Below are 14,608 nucleotides of genomic sequence, written 5' to 3' on the forward strand. Positions count from 1 at the left end.
CGTCGCCATGGCTGCGCCCGGAGAGCCTTGCCCGGTAGGCTTTCCGTGTGATCTTCAAGCGCATCGGAAACGGCCGGCCGTACCCCGACCACGGCCGGGAAAGCACCCGGCAGTGGGCGGACGTCGCGCCGCGCCCGGTCCGCCTCGATCAGCTCGTCACCACCAAGGGCCAGCTGGATCTGGAGACCCTCCTCGCCGAGGACTCCACCTTCTACGGCGACCTCTTCGCGCACGTCGTGAAGTGGCAGGGCGACCTCTACCTGGAGGACGGGCTGCACCGCGCCGTCCGCGCCGCGCTCCAGCAGCGCCAGGTGCTGCACGCGCGCGTACTCGAACTGGGCTGACGCCCCCGCTCCCGCGCGCGAGCCCGGCCTCAAGTCCGCATTGGCCCTTTTGGGTTGGACTGAACGACGGGCCGTGATCATTTAATAGGCATCACCGTCGCCCGGCACTACGCTGCGCCCATGAGCATGCTCACTCCCCCCGGCATGGGCGGCAAGTACCGCATCACGGGGGACAAATATCCACGCATGCGCCGACCCAGCGGGCGCCGCAGGATCGTGCTCGCGGTCATCGCGTCCGCCGTGGCCGTGGGCCTGATCGGCTGGGGCACGCTGCAGCTCATCGACGTCTTCACGGGCGGCGACAAGGCGTCGGCCGCGGCGCCCGCGGCCAAGGACTGCGACCGCGACCGCGACCGCAAGCAGGCCGCCCCCGCCGGGTCGTCCGACGCGGCGAAGCCGAAGCCACTGCCAGAGCCGGGCCAGATCAAGGTCAACGTCTTCAACGCGACGCCCCGCGGCGGCCTTGCCAAGGACACCGCGGACGAGCTGAAGAAGCGCGGTTTCGCGATCGGCGAGGTCGGCAACGCCACGAAGGCGTTCGACAAGAAGGTGAAGGGCACCGGGATACTGCTCGGCGCCAAGTCGGCCGCCGACACCGCGTTCCCCGTCCTCGGCACGCAGCTCGCGGGCGCCGAGCCGAAGACCGACGGGCGCAAGGGCGGCGAGGTCGATCTGATCCTCGGTACGAAGTTCAAGGACTTGACCAAGAAAGCGGACGCCGACAAGGCCCTGGCGGAACTCGCCAAGCCCCGGTCGACGCCCGCGAAGTCAGGCGACAAGAACTGCTGAACCCGTAGGAACGGTTACGGGTACTGATACGGGTACGGGTACTACTCCGCGGTGCCGTACATGCGGTCACCCGCGTCACCGAGCCCGGGCACGATGTAGCCCTGCTCGTTGAGCCGCTCGTCGACCGAGGCCGTCACGACCGTCACCGGCGTGCCCGCGAGCTCGCGCTCCATGACCTCGACGCCCTCGGGGGCGGCGAGCAGCACCACGGCGGTGACGTCGTCGGCGCCGCGCTTGATGAGCTCCTGGATCGCCGCGACGAGCGTGCCGCCCGTGGCGAGCATCGGGTCCAGGACGTACACCTGGCGCCCGGAGAGGTCCTCGGGCATGCGCGTCGCGTACGTGGAGGCCTCCAGGGTCTCCTCGTTGCGGATCATGCCGAGGAAGCCGACCTCGGCGGTCGGGAGCAGCCGCACCATGCCGTCGAGCATGCCGAGTCCGGCGCGCAGGATCGGCACGACCAGCGGGCGGGGGTACGACAGCTTCACGCCGGTCGTCCCCGTCACGGGGGTCTCGATGTCGACCTGCTCGGTGCGCACGTCCCTGGTGGCCTCGTACGCGAGCAGGGTGACCAGCTCGTCGGCGAGGCGCCGGAAGGTCGGGGAGTCGGTGCGCTTGTCGCGCAGCGTGGTGAGTTTGTGCGCCACCAGCGGGTGGTCGACGACGTGGATCCGCATGACGTCAACAGTAACCGGGACTGGCCCCCTCGCCCCGCGCTGGCATCAACCGGGCCGACGGGGGGAAGGTGGGGACGTACGGACTGAGGTGGTGTGGCCCATGGCGGAGCGCAAGCCGGAAGACGAGACCGACGCGGAGCGCCGCAGGCGTCGTGCCCAGTTCCTGCGCGAACGCACCGAGGCCATCGAGCTGCGCGAGCGCGTGAAGCCGCGGCGCGCCCGGGCGGCACGCGCGCGTCGGGCGATGCGTATGCGCACGTTCCGCTGGTAGCGGGACCCGTGCGCGACAGGTCCCGCGAAGGATCCGCGGGACCTCGGGAGGAACGCGACGCGGACACAGCGGGCGGAAGACCTCTCCTGACGGCGCTGTTTCTGCCACGATTCCGAATGGGCGGGGCTTGGCACAGCAACTCCCCGCTCCCCGACCTCGCCGGGGGGACCCCAAAACCGCCAACCGGCACTGCCTATGACCAGTGGGAGAGTCACGGTGTACTTCGCCGCACTGCTCGCGCGCACCGAAGACGGGTGGGAAGCGAGCGACACGGAGCTCGACGATGTGGAGACCCTGGCGGATCTGGCCGACCTGGCCCGAGAAGCCACGGCTGACTACGACGACGACACGGTGCTCGTCTTCATCGAACAGGAAGACGCGTGGTTCGGCGTCGTCCGCGTGGACGGCGAGGAGGACCCTCGCATCTACGTCTCGGACGCCGCCGCGGCCGCCCGCAGCTCGTACGGGGAGATCCTGCTCACCGACGAGATGCTCGGCCGGGACCCGGGGGCCGACGACCCGGCCGACGACCTGGACGCCCTCGACCTCGACGGCACGGAGGACGGGGAACCGGCGGACGCCGACCCCGCCGACGATCCCGACGCGGACGCCGGCACCGGTGACGCGGTGCCCCCGGGTCCGCTCGGCGACACGGAGATCCTCGCGGACCTCGGTGTGCCGCGGAAGGACCTCATCGGTCTGGAGAGCGGTGACGCGCTCAACGAGATCGCCGAGATCCTCGGGGCCGCGGAGGTGCTGGAGACCGTCCGATAGGCGCGCTTGCCGTAGGTTCCCGGTGTGGAAGAGCGACCGGAGACGACCGATCCCGTACGCGACCGGTGGCGCGCGCCCATGCGGCGCGCCCTGGCCGAGGCCGGACTCGCCGTCCGGGGCGGTGACGTCCCGGTCGGTGCCGTCGTGCTGTCCCCTGACGGCACGACGCTCGCGGTCGGGCACAACGAACGCGAGGCGACCGGCGATCCGACCGCGCACGCGGAGGTGCTCGCGCTGCGCAGGGCCGCCGCCGAGCTCGGGGAGTGGCGCCTCACCGGCTGCACGCTCGTGGTGACCCTGGAGCCCTGCACGATGTGCGCGGGCGCGATCGTGCAGTCCCGTGTCGACCGGGTCGTCTACGGGGCCAGGGACGACAAGGCGGGCGCGGCGGGCTCGCTCTGGGACCTCGTACGCGACAGAAGGCTCAACCACCGCCCCGAAGTCGTCCAGGGCGTCCTCGAGGACGAGGCGTCGGAGCTGCTGAAGCGCTTCTTCCGGGAGGGGCACCGGGGCTCTCCGGAGCCCCTCGGCGGATCGGATTTCTGACCACGGCCCACCTTGGGCTAGAGTTCCTCTCGGTAGCGTGTCCGAGCGGCCGAAGGAGCTCGCCTCGAAAGCGAGTGTGGGGAAACTCACCGTGGGTTCAAATCCCACCGCTACCGCTCTTGATACGAAGGGCCCGTCCATGCGGACGGGCCCTTCGTCGTTCTCCGTTCTCCCGCTACGCGCGCACGCGAAGAGCCCCGGCGCCCGCACAAGGCACCGGGGCTCTCTCCCGTTTGGACGGGGGAAGCGGCATCGGGGGGACAAGCCGCTTCCCCCGACGAGGACTGTCCCTCAAGTCAGCGCCGCCGTCAGGGGGGAAAGCAGACGGCGCGGACCCCGCAGTAGGGGCAGTCCCTTCGCCCGCGGATTCCTGCCAGATCCGCTGGGCTCACCACCCATCCTGCGCCGCGCGCCACCGGGAACGGCCGGGCAAAGGGCCTCTGCTGCCGGGCCGTTGGTCCCTAAAAGCCCCGTGAGGGTGCTCCGGGTTAGACTCACCGCCGTCACAGGGGTCACACGGGGCGCGGGTAAGGGGAGGCCAGATCGTGGCAGTGCAGTGGAAGAAGCTCGGCCTCTTCGTCGTGGTCGTCTTCGTGCTCTATGTGATCATCACCGACCCCGCCAAGGCCGCGGACTACGTGCAGATAGGCTTCGAAGGCGTTTCGAGCGCCGCTCAGAGCATCGGTGACTTCATGACCTGGGTCGCCAACGGAGGCAAGGACTGAGCGGTCGCCGGGGCCGCCGACACCGTAAAGCCCCCGTCCTCTCCAAGGAGTGCCTGTGATCCGCCATCTGGTCCTCTTCAAGCTCAACGACGGCGTCACGCGCGACGAGCCGCGCGTGGTCGAGGGCGTCGAGGCCTTCCGCGCGCTCGGCGAGCAGATCCCGGAGCTCACGTTCTGGGAGTGCGACTGGAACATCACCGACCGGCCCATCGCGTACGACTTCGCCATCAACTCGGCGGTCGAGGACACCGATGCGCTGAAGCGGTACATCGAGCACCCGGCCCATCAGGCGGGCGTCGCACTGTGGCGCGAGTTCGCCACGTGGGTGATCGCGGACTACGAGTTCTGACCCCTCCGACACGTCGGCCCCTCACCGGAACGGTGAGGGGCTTTTCTGCGTTCAGGTCCCCAACTCCTCCCTCAACACGTAGTTATCGGGTGCTTGCACACAGTGCACATGTCTTGTGATGCTATGACCGCTTTTGACGGATGAGTTGATCAGGGTCGACCGAGCTTGACCGTGCTTGTTTGAGAAGGGGTGGCGTTGACCGTGCCGGCCAGTACTGCGCCCGAAGCTCCACCCGTGAAGGCGCCACCGACGCCACCGACGCCGCCGAGCACCGGGAGCACCCGCGGCGCCGACACCCGGGCCCTGACGCAGGTCCTCTTCGGGCAGCTCAAGGAGCTGGAACCGGGCAGCCACGAGCACGGCCGCGTGCGCGGCGCGCTCATCGAGGCCAACCTCCCGCTCGTGCGGTACGCCGCCGCGCGCTTCAGGAGCCGCAACGAGCCGATGGAGGACGTCGTCCAGGTCGGGACCATCGGGCTCATCAACGCCATCGACCGGTTCGACCCGGACCGGGGCGTGCAGTTCCCGACCTTCGCGATGCCGACCGTCGTCGGCGAGATCAAGCGGTACTTCCGCGACAACGTCCGCACCGTCCACGTGCCGCGCCGCCTGCACGAACTGTGGGTGCAGGTGACAGGGGCGACCGAGGACCTCACCACCGCCTTCGGGCGCTCGCCGACCACCGCGGAGATCGCCGAACGCCTGCGCATCACCGAGGACGAGGTGCTCGCCTGCATCGAGGCGGGACGCTCGTACCACGCGACGTCCCTGGAGGCCGCCCAGGAGGGCGACGGGCTGCCGGGGCTGCTCGACCGGCTCGGCTACGAGGACCCGGCGCTCGACGGCGTCGAACACCGCGACCTCGTACGCCATCTCCTCGTCCAACTGCCCGAGCGCGAGCAGCGGATCCTGCTCCTGCGCTACTACAGCAATCTGACGCAGTCCCAGATCAGTGCCGAACTGGGCGTTTCCCAGATGCACGTGTCGAGACTGCTCGCCAGGAGCTTCGCGCGGCTCCGGTCCGCAAATCGGATCGAGGCGTAACCGTATCGAGTGGTGTGCCGTCGGGACTGTTCCCGACGGCACTCCTTCGTTAAAAGCCCCAGACCCCCTCTTTCCTGCACGGATGTCACCCTTGTTTGTCGACAAGTAACTACAGCGTGTTGCCGACATGTGACATTCTGCTGGAACCGCGTTTGCCGTAGCCCCACCTCCGGTATTCAGGTGGAGGCTGCGTTCCTCCGACGGGAGCGCCCGCCGCGACCGTCCGCGACCTCAAGGGGGTGGCATGTCCGCAGACCAGGGCAGCTCGAAGGTGCTCACACTCACGCTCACCAAGAGCCCGAGTGAATCCGCGCCCGACGCGCTTCACAGCTCAACGGCCCCGGAAGCCATCGACACCAGGACCCTGTCCCGCTCCCTGTTCCTGCGGCTCGCCGCGCTCGACCAGGACAGCCCCGAGCGCGTCTATGTGCGCGACACGCTCATCGAGCTCAACCTCCCGCTCGTGCGGTACGCGGCGGCCCGCTTCCGCAGTCGCAACGAACCGATGGAGGACATCGTCCAGGTCGGCACGATCGGCCTGATCAAGGCGATCGACCGTTTCGACTGCGAACGGGGCGTGGAATTCCCGACGTTCGCGATGCCGACGGTGGTCGGTGAGATCAAGCGCTTCTTCCGGGACACCAGTTGGTCGGTGCGCGTCCCGCGCCGCCTCCAGGAGCTGCGCCTCGCGCTGACGAAGACCAGCGACGAGCTCGCCCAGCGGCTCGACCGCTCGCCGACCGTCCCCGAACTCGCCGCCGCGCTCGGCGTCTCGGAGGAGGACGTCGTCGACGGGCTCGCGGTGGGCAACGCCTACACCGCCTCCTCGCTCGACTCTCCGGCCCCCGAGGACGACGGCGGCGAGGGCTCCCTCGCGGACCGCCTGGGGTACGAGGACTCGGCCCTGGAGGGCGTGGAGTACCGCGAGTCCCTCAAGCCGCTGCTCGCCAAGCTGCCGCCGCGCGAGCGCCGCATCATCATGCTGCGCTTCTTCGCCAACATGACGCAGTCGCAGATCGGCGAGGAGGTCGGCATCTCGCAGATGCACGTCTCGCGCCTGCTCACGCGGACGCTGTCGCAGCTGCGGGACGGGCTGATCGCGGACTGAGGGCGGACTGAGGTCGGCCTGAGGGCCGCCTGGTGTCGCCCTGAGAGCGCCAACAGCCGTGTACGTGACCGGTGTTGCTGACGGGGTTCCTAATTGACGGACCGTCAGCCACACTGGCGCGATGCGACGTGCTGTGCGAAACGTGCTCGGTGCCGGTGCCGCCGTGCTCTGCCTCGGCGGCCTGCTCTCCGCCTGCGGCGGCGACAGCGGAGACGGCTATGTGGCGACAGGACCGGCCGGGGCGTCCCCCGAGCGGGCGCCGGGGAAGACGGTGGGCCCTTCCGGCGACGTGAAGCTGGTGCCGCTCGACGCGGGCGGCGACGGCGCGAAGGGCGACGGCAAGCGGGGCGGCGGCTCGGGAACGCCGTCCGGCGCCGGAGCGGGCGGTGCGGGGAGCGCGAGCGGCGCGGGCGACACGGAGGGGAAGTCGCCCGGCGGCAAGGGCGGTTCGGACGCGGCGGACCCGGCGGGCCCGGCCGGCCCGACCGGCGGCGCGCCCTCGTCGGGCCGCTCCCCGGGAGGGTCCGGCGACTCCGGTCGTACCAAGGAGCCTTCCGGCACCCCGTCGCGGCCGGGGACGGACAGGCCCACGACACCCAGCGGACCCGCGAAGCTCGCCGTCGGCGACCCGGAGCGCAAGCCCGCCGACAAGCGCTGGTGCGAGAAGGTGACCGTCGCCTTCCACAACACCGGTGGCTCACCGGTGCGTTCGGGCACGGTCACCTTCGGCACGCACATCATCGGCGCGCTCGGCGTCGACTGGGCCACGATCGAGTCGACCGTGGAGCTTCCCGCGCCGATCGGACCGGGCCAGAAGAAGGAGAAAACCTGGCCGGTCTGCGTCGACGCGTGGCGCGTTCCGCTCGGTATGCACGTCGAGACGCGGGACGTCTCGGTGGACTGGAAGTAAGGCGGCTCCGCAGGGGGCGCCCCGCAGGGGCGCGGGGAACTGCGCGCCCAGCCACGAAATACCCGCACCGGCCGCGCAGCGAAGCCCTTAACTAAGCGCGAGCCAAGCCACGCCTGCCACGACGACGATCGCGAGAACGACGCCGACGATGAGGCCCACGCGCGGCCCGGAAGGGGCTGCGGCGGCCTGCTGTCGACCCTGCGGAGCCTCGTCCACGAAGGCGCGGAACATCTGCGTGCTGCCGGCGGGGTCGGGGTTGCCCTGGGGACCCTGGGGGTTGTGTGCCATGGAGCAGGACCCTAGCGAATCCACCGCTCCGGGCCCAACCCCCTCTGGCCAGCGACTTTACGAGCAGGGCTCCAGACCTTTGCCGACTCTTTAGGACCTTGGTCCCGTTTTAGTTTGCCTGCAGCAACCAACTGCTCCTATCGTTGCCCTAAGCAACAAACAAATCCACAGGAGGTGCCGTGGCCGCGCAGCGTCAGTATGAGGAGCTGGCCCGACAGCTCAGCGCCATCGGTGCCGTGAAGCGCGGACTCGGAAGGGGCCTGCCGCACGACTGCCCCGCCGGATCCGCCGCCGTACTCATCCTGCTCGACCGGCACGGCGAGATGCGGATGAGCAGGCTCGCGGAGCTGCTCGCCGTCGACATGTCGGTGACCAGCAGGCACGTCGCCCACGTCGCGGAGAGGGAGTGGATCCACCGCGATCCCGACCCCGCGGACAAGCGCTCCCGGATCCTGCGCCTCACACCCGGCGGCAAGGCCAAGGTGGACGAGCTCTCCGAGCTCTCCATCCGGACGCTCACCCACTACTTGCACGACTGGACCGACGACGAAGTGGTTCAGCTCAGCACGCTGCTCGCGCGCCTGCGCGACAGCTTCGGGGACTGCCGCGCGGCTTCGGCCCGGCTGCCCCATTCCCCCCACGACACACAGACCACCCCAGAGACCACCCGTACACCCGCGTAAGAACGTAAGAAAAGGAAGCCCATGGCAACAACCACACCAGCCGGTGTGCGGGGCAGCCACGCCAAGCACGGAGCACATCACGACGAGAACGCTCCGATGACGCACCGGCAGATCATGGAAGCGCTGTCCGGGCTGCTGCTCGGCATGTTCGTGGCGATCCTGTCGTCGACGATCGTCTCCAACGCCCTGCCCGAGATCATCGGCGACCTCGGCGGCGGCCAGTCCGCCTACACCTGGGTCGTCACCGCCTCGCTGCTCGCGATGACCGCGACCACCCCGCTGTGGGGCAAGCTGTCCGACCTCTTCAGCAAGAAGGCGCTCGTACAGATAGCCCTGGTCATCTACGTCGGCGGATCCGTCGTCGCCGGGCTCTCCCAGAGCGCCGGGATGCTGATCGCCTGCCGCGTCGTCCAGGGCATCGGCGTCGGCGGTCTCTCCGCCCTCGCCCAGATCGTCATGGCCGCGATGATCTCCCCGCGCGAGCGCGGGCGTTACTCCGGCTACCTCGGCGCGACCTTCGCCGTCGCCACCGTCGGCGGCCCGCTGCTCGGCGGCGTCATCACCGACACCTCGTGGCTCGGCTGGCGCTGGTGCTTCTACGTCGGCGTGCCCTTCGCGATCATCGCGCTCATCGTCCTGCAGAAGACCCTGAAGCTCCCCGTCGTGAAGCGGGACGTCAAGGTCGACTGGGCCGGTGCCTTCTTCATCAGCGCCGCCGTCTGCCTGCTGCTCGTCTGGGTCACCTTCGCCGGTGACAAGTACGACTGGATGTCCTGGCAGACCGGCGCCATGGTCGGCGGCTCCGTCCTGCTCGCGCTGATCTTCGTGTTCGTCGAGTCCAGGGCGAGCGAGCCGATCATCCCGCTGCGCCTCTTCCGCAACCCGACCATCACGCTCGCCTCGCTCGCCTCGCTCTTCGTGGGTGTCGCGATGTTCGCGGGCACGGTCTTCTTCAGCCAGTACTTCCAGCTGGCGCGGGGCGAGTCCCCGACGATGTCCGGCGTCATGACGATTCCGATGATCGGCGGCCTGTTCGTCTCCTCGACCGTCTCCGGACAGGTCATCACCAAGACCGGCAAGTGGAAGGCCTGGCTGGTCGCGGGCGGTCTGCTCGTCACCGCCGGCCTCGGTCTCCTCGGCACCATCCGGTACGACACCGAGTACTGGCACATCGCGATCTTCATGGCGCTGATGGGCCTCGGCATCGGCATGATGATGCAGAACCTGGTCCTCTGCACGCAGAACCAGGTCGCTCCCGAGGACCTCGGCTCCGCCAGCTCCACCGTCACGTTCTTCCGCTCCCTCGGCGGCGCGATGGGCGTCTCGGCGCTCGGCGCCATCATGGCCACGCGCATCACCGACTACGTCAAGGACGGCATCGCCGACCTCGGGCCGAAGGCGGCCGCGCAGTTCGGCCACGGCGGCACCGGTGGCGGCGGCATCCCGGACCTGGACAAGATCCCCGAGCCGTTCCGCACGGTCATGGAGAGCGCGTACGGGCACGGCATCGCCGACGTCTTCCTGATCGCCGCGCCGCTGGCGTTCATCGCCTTCCTGATCACGCTGTTCATCAAGGAGGTGCCGCTGCGGACCTCCGGCGCGCTGGCCCAGGCCGCCGCCGACTCCGACGCCGCGGGTGCCGCCGCTCCGGCCGCCGCTCCGGCCGCGACCGCCGTCGCCGACGAGCCCGTCCTCGCCTCCGTCGCCTCGCACACCGAGGCCGGGCCCGAGGGCACCCAGAAGCTCGCGGCCGTGGCGTCCGTCGCCGGGGCCGGAGGGCTTCCCCCGCAGGTCACGGGCGGCATCCCGGTGCACGGCTTCGTCCGTGGCGCCGAGGGCGTGCCGGTGCCCCGCGCCGCCGTCACGCTGATCTCCCTCGGGGGGCGGCAGCTGGGCCGCGGTGTCGCCCAGGGCGACGGGTCCTACGCGATCGACGCCCCCGGCGCCGGGTCGTACGTCCTCATCGCCTCCGCCGACGGGTTCCAGCCGCAGGCGTCCACCGTCGTCGTGGGGACGGAACCCCTCGCGTACGACATCCTCCTGAGCGGCACCAGCGGGCTCACCGGCGTGGTGCGCAACGTGGACAGCAAGCTGCCCGTCCACGGCGCGATGGTCATCGTCACCGACGTGCGCGGCGACGTGCTCGCCACCGGAGTCTCCGGTGAGCAGGGCGAGTTCACCTTCGCCGAGCTGGTCCCCGGCACGGTCACCGTCGCGGTGAACGCCGCGGGACACCGGCCGCTGGCCCTGCCCGTCGAGGTCGGCGGCGCCGGGGTCACCCGGGTCGAGGTCGAGCTCAACTCCGGTTCCCAGGTGCTCGGCACCGTGCGGGCCGGTGACGGGCCGCTGAACGACGCGCGGGTCACGCTCGTCGACGCGGCGGGCAACGTCGTCGCCACCGCGACCACCGGGGCGGACGGGGCCTACGCCTTCACCGACCTGGACAGCGGTGAGTACACGGTCATCGCGACCGGGTACCCGCCGGTGGCCACCGGTCTCACGGTGACCGGAAGCGGTGTCGACGACCACGACATCGAGCTCGCCCACCCGGGCGAGTGACCGACCCCGGCCCGTGGCCGCGCCCCGAGCGGAGGCGTGGCCACGGGCCGGTTGCGGGAGGGGCCCCCGGGCCGGCGGTGGCGTTCACGGCAGGGACGGCCGGTCATCGCCGCCGGGGGTCGTTCTTTGGGGACTTTCGGGGCCGCGGTCGCGGCCCGGTTCTCGGGGTCGCTGTTCTGTGGCCCCCTTCTTTTTGAGCTTGGCATGGGCAAGGAGTAAACGGGATGGGACTGAACGCTCGGATCCGCACGCGCGACGGCTGGGCCGTGCCGCACGCCGTCGTCACGGTGACGGACATGACGGGGACGCAGGTGCTGCGCGCGGACGCGGACGACGAAGGCGTCGTCCGTGACGCCACGGTGCTCCCGTCCGGGCCGTACACGGTGATCGTCACCGCCGTCGGCTACGCCCCCGTCGCCTCGACCGCGCTCGTCACCGCGAGCGGCCGCGCCGAGGTCGGCAACGTGGTCCTCGCCCGCCAGGGCGGCACGGAACTGCCGCCGCCGGGGCCGTGGACCATCGACCCCGCGCACTCCACGGTCGGCGCCGTCGCGCAGCACCTCGGGATCACCAGCGTGCACGGGCGGTTCACGGAGTTCGGCGGGCGGGTCGAGATCGCCGAGGACGTCGAGAAGTCACGCGTCGAGGCGGTCATCCGGTCGGCGTCGATCGACACGGGCAACGGGATGCGGGACGGCCACCTGAAGTCGCCCGACTTCCTGGACGTCGACCAGTACCCGGAGATCACCTACCGCTCCAGCGGTCTCACCCCCTCCGGGACGGACCGGTGGACGGTGCACGGGGAACTGGGGATGCACGGGGTCGTACGCCCCGTGGACCTGGAGCTGAGCTACCTGGGGACCGGGGCGGATCCCTGGGGCGGGACCCGGGCGGCCTTCCGTGCGACGGCCGAGCTGCGGCGCGAGGACTTCGCGATGAACTACAACCAGGTGGTGCAGGCGGGGATCTCGGCGATCGGGACGACGCTGAAGGTGGCGCTGGACATCCAGGCCGTGCAGGGGGACGCGTTGCCCCAGGTCTGAGGAGCGGGTCGGCGGGCGTCGCGTCGCCGTCGGTCGTGGGGCCCGCTACCGGGCGGACTCCGCGCGCAGGAGCGACTCGATGCCCGCCATCAAGAGGTCGAGCGCCGTGGTGAAGTCGCGGTCCCACATCTCCGCGACGGTGGCGCCGCCCCGCGCCTCCATCAGCCGGTCCGCGCTCTCCATGATCTCGTGCGCCCCGAGGCCCTCCCGGACGGCCTCGACCGCCTCCTCGTAGTACTCGTCCGGCGTCAGACCCGCCTCCCGGCTCCGCGCGGTGACCTGTGCCTCGATGGTTCCGAAGCCGTAGACGAACTGGAAGACCGCCGAGATCGCCCCGTTCTGACGGTGCGCCGGCAACCCCGTGTTCGCCACCGCCCGCTGCACCGCGAGCGCGAACGCCAGCCAGTTGGGGCCCATGTTGAGGAACTTGCCGACCAGCGGCGACACCCACGGGTGCCGGATCAGCAGCGCCCGGTACTGGTCCGCGAGCTCACGCAGTTGTTCCTGCCAGGCACCGGTCGCCTCCTCCGTCTCCGGCAGCGCCATCTCGCCGCAGGCCGCGTCGAGGGCGAGTTCGAGCAGGTCGTCCTTGGTGTCGACGTACCAGTAGACGGACATCGCCGTGACGTTGAGCTCCCCGGCGAGTCTGCGCATGGAGAACTTGGCGAGGCCCTCCGCGTCCAGGAGGCGGATCGTGGCCCTGGTGATCCGGTCCCTGTCGAGACCGTTCGGCTGGTCGCCCTTGCGGCCCCGGCCGCGTGGCGTCTTCTCCTGCAGCCAGACACTCGTCCGTGCCTGCCGCTGCGTGCGCGCGGCCGCCGTCTTCGCCATGGCGCGCCTTCCTCGTAGGTCCTCGGTGGGTGAGCGGATCGGCGGGCGGGGAGAGCCAGGTGGAACGTGCTCCTCCGCCCGCCTCCGATGCTATGCCGCGTTCTCCCGCACGGAGTCTGCCCGCTCCGCCCTGCGCAGCAACGCCGCCGCGAGGATGCCGCCGAGGAACACCGCCACCGCGCCCACCAGCTGGCTCGTCTCGAGCCCCGAGGCGAACGCGTCGGCGATCCGCTCCCGTTCGCCCGTCGACTTCGCCGCCGCCATGGCTGCGGGGAACGACACCGCGGAGACCGTGACGAGCGACGCGAAGCGGGAGTTGAGGACCGCGCCGAGGACGGCGACGCCGAGGCCGTTGCCGAACTCCGCGAGCGTGCCGTTGATGCCCGCGCCCACGCCCGCCTTCTCCGGCGGAATGGCGCTCATGATCGCGTTGGCCATGGCGGGCATGGCGAACGCGATGCCCGCGCCCATGATGACGAGCCCCACCAGCATGCCGTTGTAGTCGTCGCCGCCGAACAGCGCGATCACCGCGAGGCCCGCCGCGGTCAGGCTCATGCCCGCCAGGATCGTCGCGGGCGTCCCCAGCTTCGCGTGCACCTTCGCGCCGATGCCCGCGAGGTTGAGCGCCACGATGGTCACCGCGAGCGGCGCCGTGCGCAGCCCCGCCTCCAACGGCTCGTAGCCGAGGACGAACTGGAGGTGCTGCGTCAGCAGGAAGAGCGAACCCGCGAGGCCGAACGCGACGAGGATCGCGCCCGCCACCGCGCCGATGAACCGCTGGTTGCGGAAGAAGTGCATGTCCAGCATCGGGTACGGGATGCGCAGCTCCCAGAACGTGAAGGCGCCGAGGACGAGGACGCCGACCGCCGCGGAGACCAGGACCTGCGCCGACGTCCAGCCGTGCTCGGGGCCCGAGATGATCGCGTAGACCACCGACGCCATGCCGATGGTCGAGAGCAGCGCGCCCATCAGGTCGGGCCGGTCGCCCTGCGGATTCTTGGACTCGGGCACCAGCTTGAGCACGGCGGCCAGGCCGATCAGCGCCACCGGGATGTTGATCAGGAAGATCGAGCCCCACCAGAAGTGGTTGAGCATGAAGCCGCCGAGCAGCGGACCCGCCGCGAACCCGAGGGAGTTGATGGTGGCCCAGAGGCCGATGGCCTTCACGCGCTCGGTGTCGTCGAAGATCTGCACGACGACCGCGAGCGTCGTGGTCATCAGGAGCGCGCCGCCGATGCCCATGCCCGCGCGCGCGGCGATGAGCTGACCCGACGACTGCGCGAGGCCCGCGCAGAGCGAGCCGATGCCGAACAGGGCCAGGCCGGTGGCCAGCATCTTCTTGCGGCCCCAGCGGTCCGCGGCGCTGCCCGCGGTGAGCAGCAGGCCGGACTGCACGAGCGAGTACGCGTTGATCATCCACTGGATGTCGGACGTCGACGCGTCCAGCTCCCGGGTGAGGGAGGGGATCGCGACGCTCAGGACGGTGTTGTCGAGCAGCACGGTGAGCTGGGCCAGGCAGATGACGCCGAGGATCAGCCAGCGCTGCGGGTGCCTTGGTGAGGCGGTCAGGGACTCGGCTGTCGGCGCCGTCATGCACGCTCCTTCTCAGGCTGCGGGTACTTCTGCTTCTACGGTGTACGAGGCTGTGCGACGTACACCGTAGAGCA

17 protein-coding genes and 1 tRNA gene are annotated in these 14,608 nt (G+C 70.4%); 14 read left to right on the top strand and 4 right to left on the bottom strand.

Annotated elements, in window-relative coordinates; genetic code table 11:
• Window positions 1-47 precede the first annotated feature (47 nt).
• Window positions 48-344, top strand: coding sequence for a type II toxin-antitoxin system VapB family antitoxin (locus tag KY5_RS19875; RefSeq protein WP_003955420.1), 297 nt, complete (start codon window positions 48-50; stop codon window positions 342-344).
• Between the two features lie 120 nt (window positions 345-464).
• Window positions 465-1,133: a LytR C-terminal domain-containing protein gene (locus KY5_RS19880; protein ID WP_159072560.1), complete on the top strand. Its 669-nt coding sequence runs from the start codon at window positions 465-467 to the stop codon at window positions 1,131-1,133.
• 41 nt (window positions 1,134-1,174) lie between these two features.
• Here the strand turns inward: KY5_RS19880 and upp are convergent, their stop codons facing one another.
• A complete protein-coding gene (upp, locus tag KY5_RS19885; RefSeq protein ID WP_098243516.1) occupies window positions 1,175-1,810 on the bottom strand; it encodes a uracil phosphoribosyltransferase in 636 nt (211 codons plus the stop codon).
• Between the two features lie 100 nt (window positions 1,811-1,910).
• Between upp and KY5_RS42220 the strand changes: the two genes are divergently transcribed.
• The 9 genes from KY5_RS42220 to KY5_RS19925 all read left to right on the top strand — a co-directional run bounded on the left by KY5_RS42220 (window position 1,911) and on the right by KY5_RS19925 (window position 7,537).
• Entirely contained in the window at window positions 1,911-2,081 is a 171-nt protein-coding gene (locus KY5_RS42220) for a hypothetical protein (protein WP_169801280.1), read from the top strand.
• Window positions 2,082-2,297: 216 nt separating this feature from the next.
• On the top strand, window positions 2,298-2,855 hold the full coding sequence (locus tag KY5_RS19890; RefSeq protein WP_098243517.1) for a hypothetical protein: 558 nt from the start codon (window positions 2,298-2,300) through the stop codon (window positions 2,853-2,855).
• Between the two features lie 78 nt (window positions 2,856-2,933).
• A complete protein-coding gene (tadA, locus tag KY5_RS19895; protein ID WP_098243518.1) occupies window positions 2,934-3,401 on the top strand; it encodes a tRNA adenosine(34) deaminase TadA in 468 nt (155 codons plus the stop codon).
• A 31-nt stretch (window positions 3,402-3,432) separates the two neighbouring features.
• Window positions 3,433-3,517, top strand: a tRNA-Ser gene (locus KY5_RS19900).
• 429 nt (window positions 3,518-3,946) lie between these two features.
• Window positions 3,947-4,126: a hypothetical protein gene (locus tag KY5_RS19905; protein WP_055553710.1), complete on the top strand. Its 180-nt coding sequence runs from the start codon at window positions 3,947-3,949 to the stop codon at window positions 4,124-4,126.
• Between the two features lie 55 nt (window positions 4,127-4,181).
• On the top strand, window positions 4,182-4,475 hold the full coding sequence (locus tag KY5_RS19910) for a Dabb family protein (protein ID WP_098243519.1): 294 nt from the start codon (window positions 4,182-4,184) through the stop codon (window positions 4,473-4,475).
• A 189-nt stretch (window positions 4,476-4,664) separates the two neighbouring features.
• Entirely contained in the window at window positions 4,665-5,519 is an 855-nt protein-coding gene (locus tag KY5_RS19915) for an RNA polymerase sigma factor SigF (protein WP_098243520.1), read from the top strand.
• A gap of 244 nt (window positions 5,520-5,763) precedes the next feature.
• Entirely contained in the window at window positions 5,764-6,627 is an 864-nt protein-coding gene (locus tag KY5_RS19920; protein ID WP_098243521.1) for an RNA polymerase sigma factor SigF, read from the top strand.
• Window positions 6,628-6,748: 121 nt separating this feature from the next.
• Window positions 6,749-7,537, top strand: coding sequence for a hypothetical protein (locus KY5_RS19925; protein ID WP_098243522.1), 789 nt, complete (start codon window positions 6,749-6,751; stop codon window positions 7,535-7,537).
• Between the two features lie 87 nt (window positions 7,538-7,624).
• Here KY5_RS19925 and KY5_RS19930 read toward each other — a convergent pair whose 3' ends face one another.
• Window positions 7,625-7,825: a hypothetical protein gene (locus KY5_RS19930; protein WP_098243523.1), complete on the bottom strand. Its 201-nt coding sequence runs from the start codon at window positions 7,823-7,825 to the stop codon at window positions 7,625-7,627.
• A gap of 179 nt (window positions 7,826-8,004) precedes the next feature.
• On the opposite strand from KY5_RS19930, the gene KY5_RS19935 reads away from it, so the two are divergent.
• From KY5_RS19935 to KY5_RS19945, 3 genes are all read left to right on the top strand, one after another.
• On the top strand, window positions 8,005-8,508 hold the full coding sequence (locus KY5_RS19935; RefSeq protein WP_098243524.1) for a MarR family winged helix-turn-helix transcriptional regulator: 504 nt from the start codon (window positions 8,005-8,007) through the stop codon (window positions 8,506-8,508).
• A gap of 21 nt (window positions 8,509-8,529) precedes the next feature.
• The gene (locus tag KY5_RS19940) at window positions 8,530-11,067 is read left to right on the top strand and encodes an MFS transporter (RefSeq protein ID WP_098243525.1); all 2,538 of its coding nucleotides are present in this window, start codon (window positions 8,530-8,532) and stop codon (window positions 11,065-11,067) included.
• Between the two features lie 224 nt (window positions 11,068-11,291).
• Entirely contained in the window at window positions 11,292-12,110 is an 819-nt protein-coding gene (locus tag KY5_RS19945; protein ID WP_098243526.1) for a YceI family protein, read from the top strand.
• A 45-nt stretch (window positions 12,111-12,155) separates the two neighbouring features.
• Here the strand turns inward: KY5_RS19945 and KY5_RS19950 are convergent, their stop codons facing one another.
• Together KY5_RS19950 and KY5_RS19955 are read right to left on the bottom strand one after the other, a co-directional pair.
• Window positions 12,156-12,941, bottom strand: coding sequence for a TetR/AcrR family transcriptional regulator (locus KY5_RS19950; protein ID WP_098243527.1), 786 nt, complete (start codon window positions 12,939-12,941; stop codon window positions 12,156-12,158).
• Between the two features lie 90 nt (window positions 12,942-13,031).
• Window positions 13,032-14,534: an MFS transporter gene (locus KY5_RS19955; RefSeq protein WP_098243528.1), complete on the bottom strand. Its 1,503-nt coding sequence runs from the start codon at window positions 14,532-14,534 to the stop codon at window positions 13,032-13,034.
• Window positions 14,535-14,608: the final 74 nt, after the last annotated feature.

Origin of the sequence: Streptomyces formicae, from assembly GCF_002556545.1 — a bacterium.
GTDB classification, from domain to species: Bacteria; Actinomycetota; Actinomycetes; order Streptomycetales; family Streptomycetaceae; genus Streptomyces; species Streptomyces formicae_A.

What these genes read in the sequence shown, in the direction of transcription:
- KY5_RS19880 (WP_159072560.1), top strand. Translation starts at nt 465, where the DNA reads ATGAGCATGCTCACTCCCCCCGGCATGGGCGGCAAGTACCGCATCACG.
- upp (WP_098243516.1), bottom strand. Translation starts at nt 1,810, where the DNA reads ATGCGGATCCACGTCGTCGACCACCCGCTGGTGGCGCACAAACTCACC.
- KY5_RS42220 (WP_169801280.1), top strand. Translation starts at nt 1,911, where the DNA reads ATGGCGGAGCGCAAGCCGGAAGACGAGACCGACGCGGAGCGCCGCAGG.
- tadA (WP_098243518.1), top strand. Translation starts at nt 2,934, where the DNA reads ATGCGGCGCGCCCTGGCCGAGGCCGGACTCGCCGTCCGGGGCGGTGAC.
- KY5_RS19920 (WP_098243521.1), top strand. Translation starts at nt 5,764, where the DNA reads ATGTCCGCAGACCAGGGCAGCTCGAAGGTGCTCACACTCACGCTCACC.
- KY5_RS19925 (WP_098243522.1), top strand. Translation starts at nt 6,749, where the DNA reads ATGCGACGTGCTGTGCGAAACGTGCTCGGTGCCGGTGCCGCCGTGCTC.
- KY5_RS19930 (WP_098243523.1), bottom strand. Translation starts at nt 7,825, where the DNA reads ATGGCACACAACCCCCAGGGTCCCCAGGGCAACCCCGACCCCGCCGGC.
- KY5_RS19940 (WP_098243525.1), top strand. Translation starts at nt 8,530, where the DNA reads ATGGCAACAACCACACCAGCCGGTGTGCGGGGCAGCCACGCCAAGCAC.
- KY5_RS19945 (WP_098243526.1), top strand. Translation starts at nt 11,292, where the DNA reads ATGGGACTGAACGCTCGGATCCGCACGCGCGACGGCTGGGCCGTGCCG.
- KY5_RS19950 (WP_098243527.1), bottom strand. Translation starts at nt 12,941, where the DNA reads ATGGCGAAGACGGCGGCCGCGCGCACGCAGCGGCAGGCACGGACGAGT.
- KY5_RS19955 (WP_098243528.1), bottom strand. Translation starts at nt 14,534, where the DNA reads ATGACGGCGCCGACAGCCGAGTCCCTGACCGCCTCACCAAGGCACCCG.